This window comes from Oscillospiraceae bacterium (assembly GCA_015065085.1).
Lineage (GTDB): Bacteria > Bacillota > Clostridia > Oscillospirales > SIG627 > SIG627.
The window spans coordinates 1-20286 of the sequence record SVQW01000015.1 but is presented as its reverse complement, the minus strand read 5'-3'; the positions used below and the strand labels follow the sequence as shown (position 1 = coordinate 20286).

Here is a 20286-nt window from a genome sequence, read left to right as displayed (position 1 = left end):
TATTAGTATATTGCCGGTCGTAATGACCGGCAATATACCAAATATATCAAATCTGTCGTATTGAATTATTTCTCATCGACAGGCAGACCTGCCGCTTTGATTACGTATTTGATAGCGCCCTTGTTTACATAGCCGTTTGCTTCCCAGGAAATGTTGTTACCTGTAACAGCATTTTCAACAGTGTAGCCGCCTGCGAACTGTGCCTTAAGGATTTCGCAAAGGTCAGATGCGCTGATGTTAACGGGGATTTCCTTACCCTCCGCAACAGCCTTCTGCATTGCACCGTAAATAGCATATACACAGTCATATGCGGATGCGCCGAACTGGTTGAGGGTCTCTGCACCGAATTTTGCAACATATTTGTCGATAAATTCCTTAGCCATACCATCGGTAGCCTTGGAGTTGAAGTGAGAAAGCATGGTTACTTCCTGAGGAATAAGTGTAATATCGAAGCCTTCGATGTTATCGATGCCGTCAAAGCCGTCACAACCGTAGTAAACAGCCTCGGGAGCCATAATATCCTTTGCCTGAGTCATAAAGAGAGATGCGGGGGTGTAGTATGTAGGCATAAAGATAAATCCGCAATCCTTGAGAGTGTCAATCTGGGTGGAAAAGTCAGTTGCGTTAGCATCGGTGAAGGTGGTTTCAATAACAGTTACAGACTCATCAAGGTTAGCCTTGAACTGGTCATAAATACCCTTGGAATAAGCCTCATCGGACTTGTAGAAAGCACCAATGGTCTGACCTGCGAAGTTTGCATTTACAAACTCAGCGGCAACCTTACCCTGGTTACCGTCCGCAAAGCACATCTGGTATCCGTTGTCAAACTCGGGAATCTTGTCGCCGGAAGCGGAGGGGGTAAGGAAGAACACGTTGTCGTCCTTGGAAAGATTTTTGAACTCAAGACCGGGAGCAGTGGTAACGGTACCGAGAGATACCTGCATACCGCCTTCGTAAAGTGAAGAGTAGTTGGTGGAAATCTTAGTAGCATCGTGCATATCGTCGACAGCAACCAGCTTGAAGTTTACACCATTGAAGCCACCTGCGGCATTGATTTCATCAACAGCAATCTGAGCCGCGTTGGCAACTGCCTGACCGTACATTGCGGCACCTCCGGTAAGAGGACCGGAAACACCTATAACAAACTCGGCATTGTCAGCCGCATAGTTGGTTTCGCTGCATCCTGCCAGCATTGCAAAGCAAAAAACAGCAACAAGTGCAAGTGTAAGAATTTTTGTGAATTTCATTTTTAAAACCTCCATGGTTTAATTTTGTTTAGTACAGTATATATCTTTTTCACCCGTATGTCAAGATTTTAACATAATTTTTTCGCATTTTTTTTAATAATTATGTTATATTCTCGCCTTTTTTGCAACTCTTACATGACCCGTTATACACATTTTCGTGCCATTATCATACTTATATTGAAATTTTATATTGACAAATCCGTTTAATAATGCTACAATAAACTTGTTATCTTATTCAAAATACAACATTCAAAAGGAGAAAGTATTTATGTTCAATTTCCCGATAGGCGTAATTCTTGAATCTTTCAGAATGAATCGCAGCGATGCAATCAAAAAAGCAGCCGAAATAGGCGCAAACGGTATTCAGATGTATGCCACCAAAGGTGAAAATTCCCCCGAAAATCTCAGCGCCGAGCAGCGCAAAGCGCTCAAATCCGAGGTAGAATCCTACGGTCTGGTATTTTCCGCACTGTGCGGAGACCTTGGAAAAGGTTTTGGCAACAAGGAGCTTAATCCCGAACTTATTGAAAAATCCAAGCGCATAGTTGAGCTTGCAAAAGATCTGGGCACCGACATAATCACCACCCACATCGGTGTTGTTCCCGCAGACAAAAATCACGAAAGATATAAGATAATGCAGGAAGCATGCTTTGAGCTTGCGCATTTTGCGGACAGCATGGAAGCTCACTTTGCCATTGAAACAGGTCCCGAAACAGCCGATACACTGAAAATGTTCCTGGACGACCTGGGCTCTACCGGTGTTGCTGTAAACCTTGACCCCGCAAACTTCAAGATGGTTACAGGCGATGACCCCGTAAAGGCTGTACATACCCTCAAGAAGTACATCGTTCACACTCACGCAAAGGACGGCAACAAGCTTCGCGAATCCAATCCCGAGTACATCTACCGCGCAGTTCATCCCGTACCTGAGGATATTGCAGGTATCAAGTTCTTTGAAGAAGTTCCTCTGGGCACAGGAAGTGTAGACTTCCCCAACTATCTCAAGGCGTTGGACGAAATCGGCTATAAGGGCTTCTTGACCATTGAACGCGAGGTTGGTGCAGACCCTGCCGCAGACATAATCACTGCACGCGACTTTCTTAAAAGCATTATCGGATAAATTCGATAAACAATTCCTATTTTACGAAAAATCCGCAAATTGAAAATCTTCACGGGATATGTTAAAATATAACGGTAAATGTATATCACCGTATTATTCGACCTATCCCGTGTTTTTTATATTATAACCTTTTTGGATATGGGAGACGACATGGATAACAAATTTGCAACAATAGAGACACTTATGCGGGAATTGGGCTGCGAAAAATGGCCTCAGCGTTGGTACGACTTATACCCTGAGGTAATAAAGGAGTACAGTGAGTGCGGCTGTAAATATGCCGACCCTGCTTACTACATTGCTCTTCACGAAAAGTACAGCGTTCTCAACGATGTGCTTGAGTATTATATCAAGGCAGCAGAAAAGATTTCCCAAAGTGAGCCACTGAGCATTTTTCTTCTGCTTCTTGCAACTGTTTTGAAGAACAGAGAAAAGGCGCGCGGCGAAATGTCTTTCAGCTATCCCAAATCAGCCGACGGCAAGCCGGATCTTGCAATCGATATGCTTCGCGGACTCGCTATGGCTACCATGATACCATACAGTCATGAAAAAATGAAGGCGCGCGGCATACCGGACGACATTGTCACTGAAGCACTGCGCCTGCCTGAGCATACCGTAACAAAGCATATAAAGAATCACGGCTATCCCGGTTTTGACCTTATGGCATGGTTCCAGCTGTCAATTGACTGCAAGCTTTACAGACTCGGCAGACTGGAAATTGAAATTGAAAGAAAATTTGACGCAGGCGCGACGGTTTTCAGAAATTCCGAGGGTGAAACCGTTATACTTGCACATGAAAAGCAGCTTCACAAAACCGGTTATCCTCTCGGCATGACAGGCTACGAGGATGAAGAAGGAAGCTGGACACCTGTGGTAACCGAAACAGAAGATGCCTGGACAGGATATCCGCATTCCGAAATGGGATATGTAAGGAGCACCCCCGTCACGCTGCTCAAAAGCCAGTGGAAAAAAGTGCTTGAAAAGGGAGACTACATTGTCAGTCTGCATATTCCCGCAGGAGGCGGCATGACCCCCGAGGCGGTGGACGACTCCATAGCACGCGGTATAGAATTTTTGGCAAAATATTACCCCGAGTATGATTACAAGGCGTTCCATTGCCACAGCTGGCTTATGGACCCTCAGCTTAAATACGTTCTGGGCGAAGATACAAACATTGCAAAGTTTCTGGCACGCTTCAACAGCATCGCCGTATGGTCTGATTCAAAGGGTATTTTCTACCATGTTTTCGGACGTGACAGAAACTCGGTCAGCGATGTAAGCGTTCTGCCCGAAACCACAAGTCTTTTCCGTGCTCTGAAAAACTACTACATGTCAGGCGGGAAAATATACGAAATGCAAGGGATATTTTTTACAGATAAATAAGATAAAGGAGAAAAAATATGAAATTTTCAGTTAGTTCTTATTCTTTTGCCCAATATATCAACGCCGGCAAAATGACCCAGCTTGACTGCGTGGCAAAAGCAAAGGAAATGGGCTTTGACGCCATTGAATTTATCGACCTCAAGGGTGAAACCAAAGAGGAAAAAACAGAGCTTGCACGTGCAATAAAGGCAGAAGCGGAAAAAGTGGGTATTGAAATAAACGCTTACACCATCGGCGCAAATCTTTTTGCCGACACCGCAGAGGCAAGAGAGGCAGAAATACAGAAAGTTAAAGATCAGCTTGATATTGCCGCCGTATTGGGTGTAAAGCTTTTGCGCCATGACGTATGCTGGAATCTTGCAAAAGCAGGAAAAGGCAGAAGCTTTGACCTTATGCTGCCCGATTTGGCAGACAGCGCAAGAAAAATAACCGAGTATGCACAGAGTCTCGGAATAAGAACCTGCAGTGAGAACCACGGTATGCTGGCTCAGGACAGCGACCGCATGGAAAGACTGTTTAACGCCGTAAACCACGATAACTACGGTCTTCTTATTGACATGGGCAACTTTCTGTGCGTTGACGAAAATCCCGCTGTGGCGGTAAGCCGTCTTGCACCGTATGCTTTCCACGTTCATGCAAAGGACATGGCAGTGAGAGAAAAGCCGTTGCCGGGTCACACACTTGTTTCCCGCGGCTGTAACTACCTGAAATGCTGTGCACTGGGTGAGGGTGATGTACCCATAGAAAAGTGCATACGCATTTTGCTCAAGGCGGGCTATGAGGGATTCCTTTCCATCGAGTATGAGGGAGCGGAGGACTGCATTCAGGGTATCGAAAAAGGCCTCAAGCATCTTAAGGAAATTTTCGCAAGAATATAATAACCGCAAAGAATAAAACACAAAACAGGCTGAGCCATTGGCTCAGCCCCAGTGTGTCGATAAACCTGTCGACACACTGTAAGACTTTCGAAAAGTCAGGGATATTTTGCCGATTTAAGCCTGTCGGCGTACAAAGGTACGGTAAGGCTTGAAGCGGCAAAAAGCGACAAACAGCAGGTGATATTCGATGTATCACCTGCTGTTAAATTATTTTTTGCTTTATTTTCGTTTTTTAAATACAATTTTTTCCGTCGCGGTATCACGACTTTCTCGACAGTCTGAGGCTGAGCCATTGGCTCAGCCTGTTTTTACATATCATATTTCAAATTCTTCCATGTCATGTGCAACGTTGACGGGATACGGCAAATGGGAATTAAGTGACAAAAGAAGTTTTTCCCCCTCATCGCCGTGCCAGGTATCATGAACATGATTGAATATAAAGCGCTTGAAATCACATTCCGGAAGCACCTTTCCCGCACTCTCCTGCTTGTAGTGGGTGGCTTCGCAAATGCAGACATCCGCTTTTATTCCCAAAGGAAAATCCGAGAATTCAGCATCAAGGTCACCGGTATACAAAAGCACCTTTCCGCTTTGCTTTTCGGTGAGCACAAACGAATATGATGTGCCTCCGCAATAGTTCATGTGCTTGGTAGCAACGGCGCGTACGGAAATATTTTCGTCCTCGTACAGCTTTCCTTCATGAACAGTGTCCATTGTTATGCATGAATCAAATTCGTAGCTTCTCTGTGCATACATGGCGGTATAAAGGTCTTTTACGGGCTGTATAACACGCTCTTCAGCACAAAAAACCGTGAGAGCGCATTCTCTGTTTTTCTTTCCGCACGCCTTGACATACGATTTTAACATCACGGGAAGTCCGCCGAAATGGTCGGCATGGACATGGGTGTTAAAAACAGCTTTCACCCTTGAAATATCCTTATTAACCCTGACCATAAGTGCATCAGCGGGCGCACCGCAGTCCAAAAGATATAAATCTCCCGTGGGACTTTCATAAAGCGTTGAGGAATTAAAGCGACAATATGTGGGGTCGCCGTGACCTGTGCCGAGAGTTATTATTTTCATAGTGAGTTCCTTTCGGAAGATATAAACACGCTTTCAAAATGCGCAGTTTGTGTAAGCATGAGCCAACAGAAAAGAAAAAGCGTGAAAGACAAGGCTTGGGGTTCTGCAGGCGATGGAGTGTACACATAGTACTCAACTGAGTCTGCAGGTTCCGTAACGCAGTATTTCTCGCTTTTTCAAAACTAATAGCAAAGAAAAAGCGTGAAAGACAAGGCTTGGGGTTCTGCAGGCGATGGAGTGTACACACAGTACTCGACTGAGTCTGCAGGTTCCCGTAACGCAATATTTCTCGCTTTTTCGAAACTAATAGCAAAGAAAAAGCGTGAAAGACAAGGCTTGGGGTTCTGCAGGCGATGGAGTGTACCGAATGTACTCGACTGAGCCTGCAGGTTACCGTAACGCAGTATTTCTCGCTTTTTCGAAGCTATTTATTCTTCGTTCTCCCAGTTATGCCATACATTGATGACATCTTCGTTCTCGTCCAGCATTTCAAGAAGTCTGCCCATTTTGGTGATGCTTTCTTCGTCGGTGAGAGTTACGTAAGTAGAAGGAATCTTTTCAACCTCAGCAGAAATGTATTCAAAACCGGCAGAAGCAAGTTCTTCCTTGACAGCATCAAGATCTGCAGGTTCGGTGTAAATCTCGTATGCGCCGTCCTCAACAACAAAGTCCAGAGCGCCTGCATTGAGTGCCGCTTCCATAACCTCGTCCTCGGATGCCTTGGCAGATTCGATAACGATGATACCCTTGCTTTCAAACATGAAGGACACACAACCGGTAGTACCCAGATTTCCGCCGAATTTATCAAAATAGTGACGCAAGTCGGCACCGGTACGGTTACGGTTGTCGGTGGTGGTCTCGACGATTACGGCAATACCCGAGGGTCCGTAACCCTCGTACACGATTTCCTCATAGGCTTCGCTGTCGTCGGAAGCCGCCTTTTTGATTATGCGGTCAATGTTGTCGTTGGGAACGTTATTTGCCTTAGCTTTTGAAATAAGGTCCTTAAGCTTGGTGTTGGAAACAGGGTCGGGGCCGCCCGCCTTAACGGCAATGGATATTTCCTTACCTATTTTGGTGAAGATCTTGGCACGCTGTGCGTCGGTCTTCTCTTTTTTGTGCATAATATTCTTCCATTTGGAATGTCCTGACATGATTTTATCCTCACAATTCTATTATTTTCAAGTTAAATGGGGAGCATACAAATCCCCTCGCCACTTCGTGGCCCTCTCCCCTTTAGGCAAGGGGCGCTTTCGCTCACTTCAATAACAGTGCCGTAACGCAGTATTTTTCAGCAATGCGAAGCTTTTACGATTCTTTAAGCAAGCAGTGTCAAAAAAGACAAGGCTTGGCGTACCGAAGACGAGGGAGTGTACCGAATGTACTCGACTGAGTCTGAAGTGCGCCGTAACGCAGTATTTTTTGGCAATGCGAAGCTTAAATTTGGGGTGTTTTTTCCAGACCGATTAACCACAGGCCGTTTCCGATAACGGTATTCGCTGCCTTGGTAAGAGCTACGCGCAGATCGCGGACAGCACCCTCTTCCTTAAGAATAGGACAGTTGTGGTAGAAGCGGTTGAAAGCGGCACAGACATCAAGCAGATAACGTGAAATGTAGGACGGCTCATAGTCGTTGTGCGCCTGCTCCACCTTCTGAGGAAAACGTGAAAGAACGCTGATAAGCGCCTTTTCGTCCTCGTTGAGAGCTACACCCTCGGGAAGAGATGCGGGAATATCCGCCTTGGAAAGCACACTGCAGGTACGGGCGTAGGTATACTGAACGTAGGGTCCTGTGTTGCCCTCGAAGCTGAGCGCTTCCTCCCAGACAAAGTTGACGTCCTTGATTCTGCCTGTGGAAAGTTGATTGAAGATAACCGCACCGATACCAACTTTATCAGCAATATATTCCTTGTTTTCAAGGTCGGGATTTTTTTGCTCGATAATTTTGAGTGCGCGCTGAGAAGCGTCATCAAAAAGCTCCTCAAGAAGCACTACATTACCTGTACGGGTAGCAAGCTTTTCGCCGTTTATGCTTATTTTGCCGTAGGGTACATGAACCATTTTATCGTTCCAGTCATAGCCCATAAGGCCTATTACTTTGAAGAACTGGGCAAAATGCAGACTTTGACCTGCATCGGTAACGTAGATGCATTTATCGAAATCATAGGTATCCTTGCGGTAAAGAGCGGCAGCTATATCACGGGTTGCGTAAAGAGTAGAGCCGTCATTTTTAAGTATAAGGCAGGGTGCCATGTCGTATTCCTCAAGATCAACAAGCATTGCGCCGTCGCTTTCCTTGAGAAGACCTTTTTCGGTAAGCTCGTTTACGACACGGTCCATTTTATCGTTATAGAACGCCTCGCCGTTGTAGCTTTCAAAGGAAATACCCAGACGGTCGTAGGTCTTCATGAATTCTTTAAGGCTTATATCCTTGAACCAGCGCCACAGTGCAAGAGCTTCTTCGTCGCCGTTTTCGATTTTCGTGAATTCGGCACGCGCCAGGTCGTTGAGAGATGGGTCTTCTTCGGCTTTTACATAGAAATCCTTATAGATGCGTGCCAATTCCTTGACACCCAGCTGTTCAATGGCTTCCTTACTGCCCCAGTTCTTATAAGCAACGATAAGACGTCCGAACTGTGTGCCCCAGTCGCCCAAATGGTTGATGCCTATGCAGTTATAGCCACAGTAGGAATAGATACGCTTGATGGAGTTACCGATAGCGGTAGTGCCGAGATGTCCGATGTGAAAAGGCTTGGCGATATTGGGGGAAGAATAGTCAATGACCATGGTCTTGCCCTCGCCGATGGAGATTTTGCCGTAGTCATCGCCTTTTTCAAGGATACCTTTCAACATTACATTCGTACGGAAGCTGTCGGAAATGTAAAAATTAAGATAACCGGCAACCGCTTCAACACGGCTGACAGCTTCACATTCAAAGCCCTCGCAAAGCTGCTGTGCAATCATCTGGGGTGCTTTACGCATAACCTTTGAAAGCTTGAAGCAGGCAAATGCCAAATCGCCCATTTCCTGTTCGGGGGGAACGGTAAACATACTTTCCATATCCTGTGCCGTAACAGCATCGGGAGCAATGGAGTTTATTTTCTTTAAAAGCTCGCCTGAGATAAGCGCTTCTGCTTTTTTCATATATTTATCATGCCTTTCTCTTTATTTTCACTTGAAGGTAAGACTTTTGGAGTAATAAGAATTAACTATGCTCACAAAAGTTTTGCCGGGGTTAAGCTCAACGGGCATTCCCGTTTCGTCAATCACACTGACACCGCCGTCACGGCTTTCGCGTTGCCAGATGACAGGAATATATTTTCCCATGGTAAGAAAATATCCTTTCCCCTCACCCGTAAAATCAACGCTTATACGGTTCTTTTCGTCGCCCAGAATTTTCTGTGGGCAAAACAGCACAAGAACATTTTTGAAGGTAAGCTGCTCACCTGTTTCCCTGTCGCTTTGCACACGTGAGTGCTGTGTGTGAGTGTACAGTTCGGTTTCGGGGTCATAATTGAACTCCGAGGGAAATACACGGGGGATTTTAAGATAATTTGCGTCCCCGCCGACGGGGATATACTGTTGCTCAGCGAAGGTGAAGGACGGCTTATACCTTATGGAAAGAACGGTTCTGTAACCAAAATTCTTGATTTCGGCGGCTATTTTTTCTCCCGAGGTCACAAGGGTATGCTCCATAGCCGAGGTTGCTTTGCGCTCACTATCACGCCAGAAGCAATTCGGAAGGTACATATTCACGCCGTCAAGATTGTTTATACCGCGCTCTTTAAGGTGAACATACGCCTGAGGGCTTCCGCCCGCGTGGATATAAAGCGCGTCAAATATCTGCGCGAAATCAATAAAATAATCACGTGCGCTGCGCACGCTTCCTATGACACCCAATTCTTCATAGGATTTATACAGTGCCAGCATTCGGGTCTCGCCGCCCTCTGCCTCACATTCGAAAATAACATCTGCCGCGGCTATACCCGACTGGGGAAGCGAACGAATATTATTATTAATCATCACGGCAATGGGCCTGTTAAGCGATTGCTGTTCGGTTATTTCAAGTCCGGTAAGCTCATTGAAAAACTTTTCTTCTGCTTCGGGCTCAGGTTGCGGTTCAGGCTCAGGCTCGGGCTCAGGCTCGGGCTCGGGCTCGGGTTCAGGCTCGGGTGCCGGAACCACCTGCTGAGCCTCGTCATCTTGCGCAGGGGGTTGTATATCGGGCGGCGGTTGGTTTTTTGTGCAGGATATCAAAAGACACATCAATACAACAAAAAAAGCCGCATAAATTCTTTTCATCAAAATATATCTGCTTCCTTATAGTATTATCCGAATTTATATTATATCAAAGTTTGAAAAATAAATCAATACTATTTTAAAAATATTTCAAAAAACACTTGACATTTTCTTTTTTTCGTGATATAATAATACACGTTCGGGAGCTTAGCTCAGCTGGGAGAGCATCTGCCTTACAAGCAGGAGGTCACAGGTTCGATCCCTGTAGCTCCCATATTCACCTTGTCTGAAAAGACAAGGTGTTTTTTTATCCTCACAAATACCGTAAAAGCGTTGACAATATACCTTTATTATTGTATAATAAAATCAACAACAAATATAAGGAGATTACATATGAAGATTTCTGTTTCCGACATTGGAGTTCCCGTAAAAGACACGCAGATGTTCGCATATCTCAAGGAATGCGGATTTGATGCGGTAGATTTTTCGTTTGAAAAGTATTTCCACCGAAACGGCATATTCGGCGACATTGACAATGTTACCGACAAGCAGATAGAGGAATACTTCACCAATCTCAAAAGCGAAGCGGACAAGGTATGCTTTGAGGTGGGACAGATACACTCACAGTTCGGCGGACATCCCAGAGAATATGACCACAACATTGACGAAATAGTAAAAAGGGAAGCAGCCTGCATAAAAGCGGCACACTGGTTAGGCTGTAAGTATGTAGTCATTCACCCCATTATAGACCGCAGAAGATACTACGATTACTACGTAAAAGAAAACTTTGAACAGTCGGCTGACTTTTATTCAAGACTTATCCCCTACCTTGAGGAATACGATGTTTACGGCTGTGTTGAAAACATGTGGATGGTAGATCCCGTATACACCAATATTTGTTCCACTATTTTCTCCCACGCGCAGGAAATGGTGGATATGTGCGACCGTCTGGGCGAAAGATTCAAAATCTGCGTTGACGTGGGACACGGCCCACTGACCCAGGACGATGCCGCCGAGATGATACGCATCAGCGGTGACAGACTTGCCGTCCTTCACCTGCACGACAACGACGGTATAAGCGACCTGCACGCTTACCCCTACTCCGTTTACCAGACCCCTTACAGTAACGCCTGGAAGCCAATGAGAATCGACTGGGACGAAATCATTAAGGCGCTGGACGAGGTAAACTACCGCGGAAATCTCAATTTCGAAATTTCAGCTCCCGGTCCCGAAGAAGTAAAAAAATTCGGATACGAATATCTTGCCAAAATAGGTCGGTACATGGTATCAAAAAGAACGGTGAAGTATTAAAATTTGCAATGCGCAATTAACATCAAAAACGGCGGACAATGTCCGCCGTTTTCTTCTTATTTTTATTGTGAATGAAATATCCGTTACGACTGATAGCCCATTATTACTTCAACGTCGATATTTTCGCCGCCGCGGTCAACGCGCACGGTTACTTTATCTCCCGGCTTTACTTTGTTTATCTCCTCGGTCAGATTCTCGGCATTCTTGATTTCTTTTCCGTTGAAACCGATTATTATATCACCACGACGTATACCTGCCTTAAGCGCCGCACCGCCGGGGGTAAGCTGATATACCAGTACGCCCTCCGGGATATCGTAATATTTTGCCTGTGCCTCGGTCACTTCATAAAATTCGATGCCCAGATATGCCTTGCCTGTTACAAAATCACCGTCAGGACGCTCGATGACCTCACCGTTTTCCATAAGCTCATTAGCTATGCTGATAACGCCGTTTATGGGAAGTGCAAAGCCCATGCCCTCAAAGCCGTTGCCCAATTTAAGGGAGTTCATACCGATAACTCTGCCGAAGCGGTCAAACAGCGGTCCGCCGGAGTTACCCGAGTTGATGGGCGCATCTATCTGGATAACTGTCATGGTCTTGGTGGTGTTGCCGTAGTAGTCAGTGATCTTAACATCGCGGTTAATGGCAGAAATCATACCGTGAGTTGCCGTTCCTGCAAATTCAATTCCTGCAGGAGTGCCGATTGCGATAACCGGGTCGCCCTGAACCAGCTCGTCGGAATTGCCCAGTTCAACGGCAGGAAGGTCATTTTTTTCAATCTTGACCACTGCAACGTCGCTGAGTGCGTCCTCGCCCACGAGGGTTGCTTCGTGCTCACTTTTGTCGTGCATTATGACGGTAATCTTGGTAGCACCCTCAACAACATGTGCATTGGTTATAATATAGCCGTCTACGGTAACTATAAAACCGGAGCCTACGCTCTGCTGTGTATAGGTTCTGCCGAAGGAATATACTTCGCTTTCAACAAGTATTCCGACTACACCCGGCTTGCCCTTTTCGATTATCTGCTGATTTGTGAGCGCCTCGCCAACGGGAACGGGTATGTTGTTGTTATTGTTATTCTTTGTGTTATAATTCTGAAGCTTATTTGTGCTGTCCACCGTAGGCATATTTGCAGCCGAGGGCGAAAGTATATGACCGCCACGGTTGGCGGGGTAAACTTCATTCATAATGAGAACGGTGGAAAAGGCAGTCAATGCCACAATAAGCACCACGGAAAAGAACATTCCCGCTATCTTCCATCCCTTTTTGCTCTTTTTTACGGGAGACACGGGTGTGTGATGCTGTTCGGAAGTATAACTGTCGTAGCTCCAGCGGTTCTCATAGTTATCAAACGAATTATTCATCTTCATTCCTCCTATGTAGTTTTATCGGACGATAATATGATACAATTAATTTTTTAACAAATCGTGCAGTTTCTATTTTGAAATTTTTATCTTTATTTAAAGGTTTTTATAGAAAAAAGAATGTACAAAAAACATTAAAATTATTCTGATACTTTCTTCAAAAAACGGCAATTTTTGCACATTCGACATAATTCGTGTCAACAATTTTGTGTAAGTACCCATTATTTTTCGGTCAGCACTATTTTTTTAAATTTAGCTATTGACTTTAAGGGAATATTATGTTATAATAATCTTTGCATTAGCATAGTCTGTATTGAAGATTTCGAGGTGTAGCGCAGTTGGTAGCGCGCCAGTTTCGGGTACTGGAGGCCTGGAGTTCGAGTCTCCACACTTCGATAGAAAAAACGACAGGTTTCGACCTGTCGTTTTTTTCATTGAATGCGCACAAAATATTTCGTTTTCGTGATATTAAAAATTTCCGCAAACAGTTTTTAAACAATATTCTGCCTTTTCATAAGCTTTTCAAGAACTTGGCTCAGCGGGATAATAAGCATACCCACAATGGAATTACTTATTCCGTGAACAATGTCCCACGGCAAACCCGCAGTTATCCAGGCAAGTGTCTGCTCAAAACCAAAACCCATCATCAAAGCCTGCGCGGGTGCATAAAGTATGCCGAACAAAAAGCCGTGGATACCGCATACGGCAGGATAGACAACGCATTTTATTCTTTTGGGCATTTTTTTCGGCAGAAGCATTGTTGCCGCCCAAAGAATCGTCCAAATGTACAGATAGGGCATCCACCAGAATGTGAAGCCGGCATACAAGCCGTTCATCATTACATACAGATATATCGGTATAAGTGCCTTTTTGCGGAATACAACGGTATATGTCATTGTGAACATACCCAGAAGATGAATGTTTGGCAGGATTTCCATTAATATTTTTGAACAGAACATAACGGTGCCCAGCATTGCAAAAACTGCCATTTCCCGTATGTTTACCGCACGTTTTTTACTTTGTGTACACAAGCTGATATACTTCACCCTCTGCTATGGGAGTGCTGTCCACACCTGTCATGGCATATTCGCCGTTTATGTTGAACGCCCAATAGCTCTGATCAACGTCGTAATCTGCGGTAATACCGTTTACGACCTTCACGTACAGTCCGTAGGGACCTTGTTCGCCGTCAATAAGCCCGTGCTCCATGAGAGCCTCGCCCACGGTCTGCTTGTCTGTGTGTATTGTAAACGCTACTGTCTTTTCCGCCGCCGTAACCTCTGCAGTTACGACTTTTGCGCCGTTGCCCAATTCGGTATTCTCTTTGTAAACGGCATTCTCCCACACGTCGGAATTATCCGGTGCAGTGCAGGAAAAAAGGCAGACAATAAAAGTAAGCGCAAGTACAATAAGAACTGATGAGTTTAATGTTTTTTTCATTTTATGCATCCTTTCGTGTTTTCAAAAGGATAAAATAAAAGTACCTTCAAGAGGTACTTGTGAAAAATCTTCGGCATCCTGCCAGGCCAAAGAACGGCGTGGGTACGCGTCCCCGCCCCGATACACAATCCCCCCATTGCCCAAGAGACTTTTATGTGCGCAGAACGATAAGCATTCCGACTTGACCCAACCTGCGGGAGATACGGTAATGGCTGTTGCCGCGGATTCTCACCGCGATTTCCTTATCATCGAACACAGTATTTCATATGTCCGATAACGAATACCGAAATATTCAGATGAACTGCGTTTATTCTTTTGTTATATATACATTGTAGCATCCATTTGTGAATATTTCAACAAAATACGCAAAATGTTTTTTGGTAAAAATATTGACTTGCAGGTGAAAAAATGCTATAATGACGTAAAATCTTTTTAACATCCGAAAAGGAGACGAAATATGGATTTTATTGTTGAAAACGATATTCTTAAAAAGTACTGCGGCAATGATGCCGAGGTTAAAGTACCCGACGGCATTAAGACTATCGGCGAATACGCATTTGACAGATGCGAGAATATGGAAAGCATTTTTTTGCCCGAAAGTGTTACCGAAATCGGAAATGGTGCATTTGTTCATTGTCAGGCGCTTAAAAGCATAAACATACCCAAAGCTCTCACCTCTATCGGTGATTACGCGTTTTTCAGATGTATAAGTCTTGAAAATATAAAGCTCAACGATGGTTTAAAACGCATCGGTCAAAGTGCCTTTGCATTATGCAATTCACTCAAAGGCATTGTCATACCCGAGAGTGTAACAGAGCTCGGCAAGAATATATTCTACGAATGCATTGCACTGGAATACGCAAATATTCCAAAGGGTCTTACCGAGGTAAGCGAATGGCTGTTCTACAAGTGCAAAAAGCTTAAAAGCATCAGGCTTCATGACGGCATTACAACCATCGGCAAGGGCGCTTTTGCAATGTGCATCAGCATTTGTGACCTTGTAATTCCCAAGAGCGTTACATACCTGGGTCAAAACTCATTATGGGAATGCATGGAGCTTAAAAAAATCGATATTCCCGAAAACATCAAATTCATGGGCGAGGCTGTGTTCTATGATTGCTTCGGTGTTACCGAAATGAAGGTGCCTTACGGTGTTACTCGTGTAAGCAACAGCCTGTTCGACGGATGTAAAAACATTACCCAAATGACTCTGCCCGATACCGTAAAAAGCATTGGCGACTGGGCATACGGCAGATGCTACGGGCTTAAGGATATAACCATTCCCGCAAGTGTCAAAACTTTCGGAAAGGACGTTTTTTTCAGATGTGAAAACGTCACGATACACGCACCTTCGGGAAGTGCGGCAGAAGAATACGCAAAAGAAAAAAATATAAACTTCCAAGCTATATAATACACATATAAAACTACAAAAACAATATAAGGCTGTATCAAAAATTTGATACAGCCTTTTTTGATACAGCCTTATATTTATTCAAATACCGTAAGTTCGTTCATGAGAAGCGGATAGTTACTGTGCTGCGGGAATCCGGAAAGCTGACCGATATTGGATTTTACGTCAAATTTCACGTATCTTGCTTTTGTCGGTTCAAATGAGAAAATAACCTCACCGCCATAGATACGTACAAATCCGTCAATGCATTTTTCGTAGCTTTGTCCGTCAAGGCTTAGCGAAATTTCGCACTCTGCCGCGAAACCGCCCATTTTTTCCTTTACATCGGGACCATTTGTCACAGGCAGAAATACGGGATAATGACCTACACCTCGGACAGTGTGTTCTTTTTTCATATCAATAACAAAGCTTGCTGTGCCTAGTCCGCTCGTCCACTCGGTATCAACGGTGTCATTAACTATATCATCCGCATTTTTACCGCTCAGCTCATCAACAGCAGTAAAACCGTCCTTGGGAATGGGCTTGAGCTCTTCCTGCTCTCCAACCGTGTACTGACAAGGCAGACATTTTGCGGTTTTGTCAAATTCACGTCCCGTCCATACCGGACAGGACCAGGTCTTATGTCCCACAGAGTCGGTGAAGCGCAGATAGAAATATCTTGCGGTTTCGCTTTCCACAGTAAAATCTGCCGTTCCCTCAAAAGCGCCCTCAATGGTTTTGACCTTTTTTCCGTAGTCGCTGACTACCTCAAGCTTTACGGGTACTGTGGTTTCATCCTCACGGAAATAATCAACCTCGACATGGAAATTGTACTTAGTAACGTTTTCCACCGTACAGGGTGCTTGGTTGCCGTTTACGGTGTAGTACACCTTTACATTTCCGCTTTCGGTTGCATATACGCGGTTTTCGCGAAGAGCATACAGAAATTCCTCGCGACTCTTTTCACGCGCCATTATAACAGTTTTGCCGGGGCAGGCTTCGTAACCCCAGGGAGCACCATGATTGTCGCTGGAACAGGTAAGAGACACCTTAAAGCCCTGGTCAAGGGCCACGGAATACATATATTCATTTATAAAATTGGACGAGCGGTCAGAGCCGTTTCCGCTTTCAATAAGGCGGAGCACGGATTTGAATTCGGGGGTGTTATTCTTATCCAGTGAAAAGTTCCACACACCGCCGCCGCCCCCTGCAGGCGTGCCGATAATCTGAGGATGAGCCAGTGTTACAACACCGTAGGGGCTGTGGGCAAGCTCGGAATAAAACTCCTCCCAGTTATCGCTGTTATTAAAGGCATCGGAGTTCAATACGACCATCTCGCCCGAATTCTTGTGGCGGTTTCCGAATCTGTCAACCTGCCAATGCGAAACCTCTGATTCACTGGCGGCAAAAACGACAGGGCAATCCTCGCCGTCGCGTGTCACCTCAAAAACATTAAAAAAGCATTTTTCGTCAAGACAACAGCCATGGTCGCTGATAACGGAAAAATCTATTTTGTTTTCGTTTCTCATATAATTGAGAGTATCAACGGGAAGCCCGACAGTACGTGCGCAGAAACGGTCATGGTCGTGCTCCATGGTGGTGTGAACATGCAGGTCGCCTATGTAGTATTGGGGGCGTTTTCCTTTTTTAGCCTTGTGCGCCTTTACGATTACGGTGCAGGTATATTTTTCGCCGTCCACCTCTGCAACGACCTTTGACTTTCCTTTTTTAAGCAATGTAAGAAGCACACGATCGTGAAGCTTTATGTGGCATGTACGGTTATTCTCTGCGTCATCAAAGCCGCCGCCCGTATAATTTTCTCCGGTAAACTTACGAAGCTGAACACATTCCCCGGACACAGACCATTTTATATCGGTGTCGGTTATATCACTGTCGGCAATAAGTCTGAGAGGAAGTATATCTCCTTCAAAGGACTGAATTTTTTCGGCTGAAAGTATGTATTTCATTTTTGACTGTTCCTTTACATAGTTTTATAAACATAAAATGCCTACAATTGACATTATACCGCAAAACAGAGACAATGTCAATACATAAGTGAAGCCAAATCCACATCACAAGCCTCAAACACGCCACTCCGAATGAGGTAACTAATCCTCTTGCATTACAGAAATTGATATTTACTATATATTTTAATGTATGCTTGTTTTATATCAAATGATATATTGACTTTTATTTCATGGTATGATATACTATGGATGATTAGTGTAAATATTTTTGCAAGAATATAATTTTCCCATCTTTTTTATAATGCACTGTCATGAAAAACAATGTTCTTTCTTCATGTGAGTTAAGCTCACATTGCCGTTTTTGATGTGAACATCCCCACCATGGATGATTACATATATTTAAATGTGTTTCTGATACAAAACACTTTATTTTAATTTTTTTCAGGAGGAAAAACCATGAACGCAAAAAATCTTTTCCGCATCGCGCTTCTTGTTGTTTCTTTGTGTATGATATTGACCGTTTTTGCAATGGCAGATTCAAAAATCATACGCTTTGACGGCAAAGACGGTTCTATCCTTGGTGATGCAAAAAACGATGTATCCGCCAAGGGTACCACCACAATATCCAATGGTCTTGCAAGAATTGACATACCGTTTGCAAATCTCACAAAAGCAGACGGAACAGCTATTGAAGCGCCTCAGCGCACAAACTTCGAAGTTCCGGTTGCTGACCACCAGTTCAATCTTTATGACTATCCCTATATTCAGTTCAAATATAGGACAAACTACCCCAAAACACTTCAATTTTACCTCAGTGCAGATGGCGGCGGTTACTTGTATCATCAGAAAAGTGTTGCTGCAACCGAAGGTTGGAAAACCGTTTCGCTTTATGCTCCACCCCATGGTACAGCAGGTATAACCGCAACGACTGTAAACCCGACAGAAAAGGAGCTCGCAGAGCACCCCGATACCGCCACCTCATACATCAGATATTCATACAGCTATAAGAATAATGCACTGACAACCTCGGGACATTCTGCAACAAATACAACACGTCCCACTTTCCCCTCGGAAACCAAACCGGCACCGGTAGAAACCTTCTTCATCATGTTGAGAGGCATGGATGCAGATACAATAACCAGTCTCAACGGTGCTGACTTATATGCAGAGGTTGAGTACATTGCATTCTTCAGCAGCGAATCTGAAATGATAGCTTACTCCTATAAAAGCAACGACCCCTACAAATTAATGACCTTCAACGATGACAGCACCGTAGCTTTTACTCCCACCTCCTCCATTAAGGACAAAGATAATGCCGAATCCGTTTCTGTTGCTGACGGTCTGTACCATCTCAATATGACTAAAACCGGCTCGGCAAACAAGACTTACCAACCTACTTTCACTTTGGCTCAGGATGAACATTTCCTGCTTTACGATTACCCATATGTAAAATTCAAGTTCAAAACCAACTGGTCGGCTGAATTTCAGTTCTATATCAGTCATTATCCTTTGACCCCTGACGCCGACGGTTCAACTCGCACAGGTTATCATGTTGTAAACGTGCATAACCCCAACGAGGTCGGAAATGGCAGCTTCTACTCCCGTGCCGACACAGAAATCACAGGTGAGTTTCTGTATCTATACGACCATACTGTTCCGGAGACCGCAAGCGGCGCAATAATGAAAGCCAGCAAAACCCACAAATCCTACACGGGCTATGACGGAATTACATGGCTTGCAAGGACCTCAAGCGCACCCAGCCTGTCTTACATGAAGGATTCATCCGATTATAACTACTCGCCCGTAAAGGATATATTCCTCCAGCTCAAGAGCAATGCGAATCCCACCAAGAACTATTATGCCGATCTTTACTACATTGCTTTCTTCCCCGACGAGGCTTCCATGAAAGCATTCGGTGCAGACGAAACCAAGGCTGTTGAAGATGCCAAGGCGGCTGTTGAAGCGCTTGAACTCGACTATGTAGTTGAATCCGCAGACGATATTGAAGATATGATCGTTGCAGATATCAAGGCTGTTTGTGAGGATGTTGATGTTGAAGTCACCATCGACGGTGAAAATGTGACCGTACACATTTCAAGCTTCTACGCTAACAGAGACTACACCGTTAACAAGACTTACACCGTTACCGAGATTATCCCCGCGGCTGATTTCGGTGTTGCTGCTCTGGGTGCACAGATAAGAGCCGATGGTATTTTCGGACTGAGATTCGGTTTCACCATTGACACTGCACAAGTTCCCGAGGGTTGCACCGTTACCGAGTTCGGTACCGTTATCGGACTTGCAGGTACCACTCCTGTTATCGGCGGCGAAAATGTTGCAAAAGTACAGGCTAAAAACATCTTCAAAACCGAGGGAACCGTTAAGACCTTCACCGCTGTTGTTACCAACATTCCCGACGGAACAGGCGAAGGCGAAATTGACCAGCGCGATACTCAGCTGGTTGCACGCCCCTATGTTACTTACACTCTCGGCACAAAAACCTACACCACATACGGTGAATCCGTAACCAAGAGCGTTAACGAAGTTGTTGCAAACGCTTGGGGCAAATAATTAACTAAGCATTCATCTTAACTCCTTATATAAATGATTGCTTTCAGCAAACAAGCACCCTCACCACAGGGTGCTTGTTTGTTTTTGTTAACTTGCGTGACAAAACGATTTTCTTTCTAACATACGCCTGCTCCGGGAACATGTCACATCTATGCAGTTATTTACGTATAGCCGAAAAGAGCCGAACTCATGTCGGTTTCGAGGACGATTTTCGCCCCTTTCGGCGTTATTTTTTCTTGTAATATGTACATATAACTGCGCAAAAATGCCTTGAAAGAAACAAAAATCGTTCC

General features: G+C 44.6%; 14 protein-coding genes, 2 tRNA genes and 1 pseudogene. 9 read left to right on the top strand and 8 right to left on the bottom strand.

The window, feature by feature from the left end; genetic code table 11:
• Positions 1–65: 65 nt before the first annotated feature.
• Entirely contained in the window at positions 66–1262 is a 1197-nt protein-coding gene (locus E7588_09100; GenBank protein ID MBE6689408.1) for an amino acid ABC transporter substrate-binding protein, read from the bottom strand.
• 253 nt (positions 1263–1515) lie between these two features.
• On the opposite strand from E7588_09100, the gene E7588_09095 reads away from it, so the two are divergent.
• The 3 genes from E7588_09095 (at position 1516) to E7588_09085 (ending at position 4625) form a co-directional block, all read left to right on the top strand.
• On the top strand, positions 1516–2367 hold the full coding sequence (locus E7588_09095; GenBank protein MBE6689407.1) for a sugar phosphate isomerase/epimerase: 852 nt from the start codon (positions 1516–1518) through the stop codon (positions 2365–2367).
• 150 nt (positions 2368–2517) lie between these two features.
• The gene (locus E7588_09090) at positions 2518–3747 is read left to right on the top strand and encodes a hypothetical protein (protein MBE6689406.1); all 1230 of its coding nucleotides are present in this window, start codon (positions 2518–2520) and stop codon (positions 3745–3747) included.
• Between the two features lie 17 nt (positions 3748–3764).
• Positions 3765–4625: a sugar phosphate isomerase/epimerase gene (locus E7588_09085; GenBank protein MBE6689405.1), complete on the top strand. Its 861-nt coding sequence runs from the start codon at positions 3765–3767 to the stop codon at positions 4623–4625.
• Positions 4626–4940: 315 nt separating this feature from the next.
• Here the strand turns inward: E7588_09085 and E7588_09080 are convergent, their stop codons facing one another.
• The 3 genes from E7588_09080 to argS form a co-directional block, all read right to left on the bottom strand.
• A complete protein-coding gene (locus tag E7588_09080) occupies positions 4941–5708 on the bottom strand; it encodes a ribonuclease Z (protein ID MBE6689404.1) in 768 nt (255 codons plus the stop codon).
• A 428-nt stretch (positions 5709–6136) separates the two neighbouring features.
• Positions 6137–6862, bottom strand: a complete 726-nt coding sequence (locus E7588_09075) for a YebC/PmpR family DNA-binding transcriptional regulator (GenBank protein MBE6689403.1) — start codon at positions 6860–6862, stop codon at positions 6137–6139.
• Between the two features lie 283 nt (positions 6863–7145).
• Positions 7146–8852 carry an arginine--tRNA ligase gene (gene argS, locus E7588_09070; protein MBE6689402.1) on the bottom strand — a complete coding sequence of 569 codons (1707 nt, stop codon included), beginning with the start codon at positions 8850–8852 and terminating at the stop codon, positions 7146–7148.
• Positions 8853–9804: 952 nt separating this feature from the next.
• On the opposite strand from argS, the pseudogene E7588_09065 reads away from it, so the two are divergent.
• The 3 genes and pseudogenes from E7588_09065 (at position 9805) to E7588_09055 (ending at position 11258) form a co-directional block, all read left to right on the top strand.
• Positions 9805–9891 (top strand): annotated as a pseudogene (locus tag E7588_09065) (endoglucanase).
• Positions 9892–10148: 257 nt separating this feature from the next.
• Positions 10149–10221: transfer RNA gene (locus E7588_09060), tRNA-Val, on the top strand.
• A gap of 119 nt (positions 10222–10340) precedes the next feature.
• Positions 10341–11258: a sugar phosphate isomerase/epimerase gene (locus tag E7588_09055; GenBank protein ID MBE6689401.1), complete on the top strand. Its 918-nt coding sequence runs from the start codon at positions 10341–10343 to the stop codon at positions 11256–11258.
• A gap of 83 nt (positions 11259–11341) precedes the next feature.
• Here the strand turns inward: E7588_09055 and E7588_09050 are convergent, their stop codons facing one another.
• Entirely contained in the window at positions 11342–12631 is a 1290-nt protein-coding gene (locus E7588_09050) for a PDZ domain-containing protein (protein ID MBE6689400.1), read from the bottom strand.
• Positions 12632–12948: 317 nt separating this feature from the next.
• On the opposite strand from E7588_09050, the gene E7588_09045 reads away from it, so the two are divergent.
• A tRNA-Pro gene (locus tag E7588_09045) sits at positions 12949–13021 on the top strand.
• Positions 13022–13116: 95 nt separating this feature from the next.
• Here the strand turns inward: E7588_09045 and E7588_09040 are convergent.
• Together E7588_09040 and E7588_09035 are read right to left on the bottom strand one after the other, a co-directional pair.
• Positions 13117–13614: a hypothetical protein gene (locus E7588_09040; GenBank protein MBE6689399.1), complete on the bottom strand. Its 498-nt coding sequence runs from the start codon at positions 13612–13614 to the stop codon at positions 13117–13119.
• A 25-nt stretch (positions 13615–13639) separates the two neighbouring features.
• Complete coding sequence (locus E7588_09035) at positions 13640–14074, bottom strand: DUF4430 domain-containing protein (GenBank protein ID MBE6689398.1); 435 nt, start codon at positions 14072–14074, stop codon at positions 13640–13642.
• 448 nt (positions 14075–14522) lie between these two features.
• Here E7588_09035 and E7588_09030 point away from each other — a divergent pair, with 448 nt between their 5' ends.
• Complete coding sequence (locus E7588_09030; GenBank protein MBE6689397.1) at positions 14523–15476, top strand: leucine-rich repeat domain-containing protein; 954 nt, start codon at positions 14523–14525, stop codon at positions 15474–15476.
• A gap of 77 nt (positions 15477–15553) precedes the next feature.
• Here E7588_09030 and E7588_09025 read toward each other — a convergent pair whose 3' ends face one another.
• Positions 15554–17422 (bottom strand): discoidin domain-containing protein, encoded by a 1869-nt coding sequence (locus E7588_09025; protein ID MBE6689396.1) that lies wholly within the window; start codon positions 17420–17422, stop codon positions 15554–15556.
• 456 nt (positions 17423–17878) lie between these two features.
• Between E7588_09025 and E7588_09020 the strand changes: the two genes are divergently transcribed.
• Positions 17879–19993, top strand: coding sequence for a hypothetical protein (locus E7588_09020; GenBank protein MBE6689395.1), 2115 nt, complete (start codon positions 17879–17881; stop codon positions 19991–19993).
• Positions 19994–20286: the final 293 nt, after the last annotated feature.

What these genes read in the sequence shown, in the direction of transcription:
- E7588_09035 (MBE6689398.1), bottom strand. Translation starts at nt 14,074, where the DNA reads ATGCATAAAATGAAAAAAACATTAAACTCATCAGTTCTTATTGTACTT.
- E7588_09075 (MBE6689403.1), bottom strand. Translation starts at nt 6,862, where the DNA reads ATGTCAGGACATTCCAAATGGAAGAATATTATGCACAAAAAAGAGAAG.
- E7588_09025 (MBE6689396.1), bottom strand. Translation starts at nt 17,422, where the DNA reads ATGAAATACATACTTTCAGCCGAAAAAATTCAGTCCTTTGAAGGAGAT.
- E7588_09080 (MBE6689404.1), bottom strand. Translation starts at nt 5,708, where the DNA reads ATGAAAATAATAACTCTCGGCACAGGTCACGGCGACCCCACATATTGT.
- E7588_09090 (MBE6689406.1), top strand. Translation starts at nt 2,518, where the DNA reads ATGGATAACAAATTTGCAACAATAGAGACACTTATGCGGGAATTGGGC.
- E7588_09030 (MBE6689397.1), top strand. Translation starts at nt 14,523, where the DNA reads ATGGATTTTATTGTTGAAAACGATATTCTTAAAAAGTACTGCGGCAAT.
- E7588_09055 (MBE6689401.1), top strand. Translation starts at nt 10,341, where the DNA reads ATGAAGATTTCTGTTTCCGACATTGGAGTTCCCGTAAAAGACACGCAG.
- E7588_09100 (MBE6689408.1), bottom strand. Translation starts at nt 1,262, where the DNA reads ATGGAGGTTTTAAAAATGAAATTCACAAAAATTCTTACACTTGCACTT.
- E7588_09040 (MBE6689399.1), bottom strand. Translation starts at nt 13,614, where the DNA reads ATGGCAGTTTTTGCAATGCTGGGCACCGTTATGTTCTGTTCAAAAATA.
- E7588_09095 (MBE6689407.1), top strand. Translation starts at nt 1,516, where the DNA reads ATGTTCAATTTCCCGATAGGCGTAATTCTTGAATCTTTCAGAATGAAT.
- argS (MBE6689402.1), bottom strand. Translation starts at nt 8,852, where the DNA reads ATGAAAAAAGCAGAAGCGCTTATCTCAGGCGAGCTTTTAAAGAAAATA.
- E7588_09085 (MBE6689405.1), top strand. Translation starts at nt 3,765, where the DNA reads ATGAAATTTTCAGTTAGTTCTTATTCTTTTGCCCAATATATCAACGCC.
- E7588_09050 (MBE6689400.1), bottom strand. Translation starts at nt 12,631, where the DNA reads ATGAAGATGAATAATTCGTTTGATAACTATGAGAACCGCTGGAGCTAC.
- E7588_09020 (MBE6689395.1), top strand. Translation starts at nt 17,879, where the DNA reads ATGAACGCAAAAAATCTTTTCCGCATCGCGCTTCTTGTTGTTTCTTTG.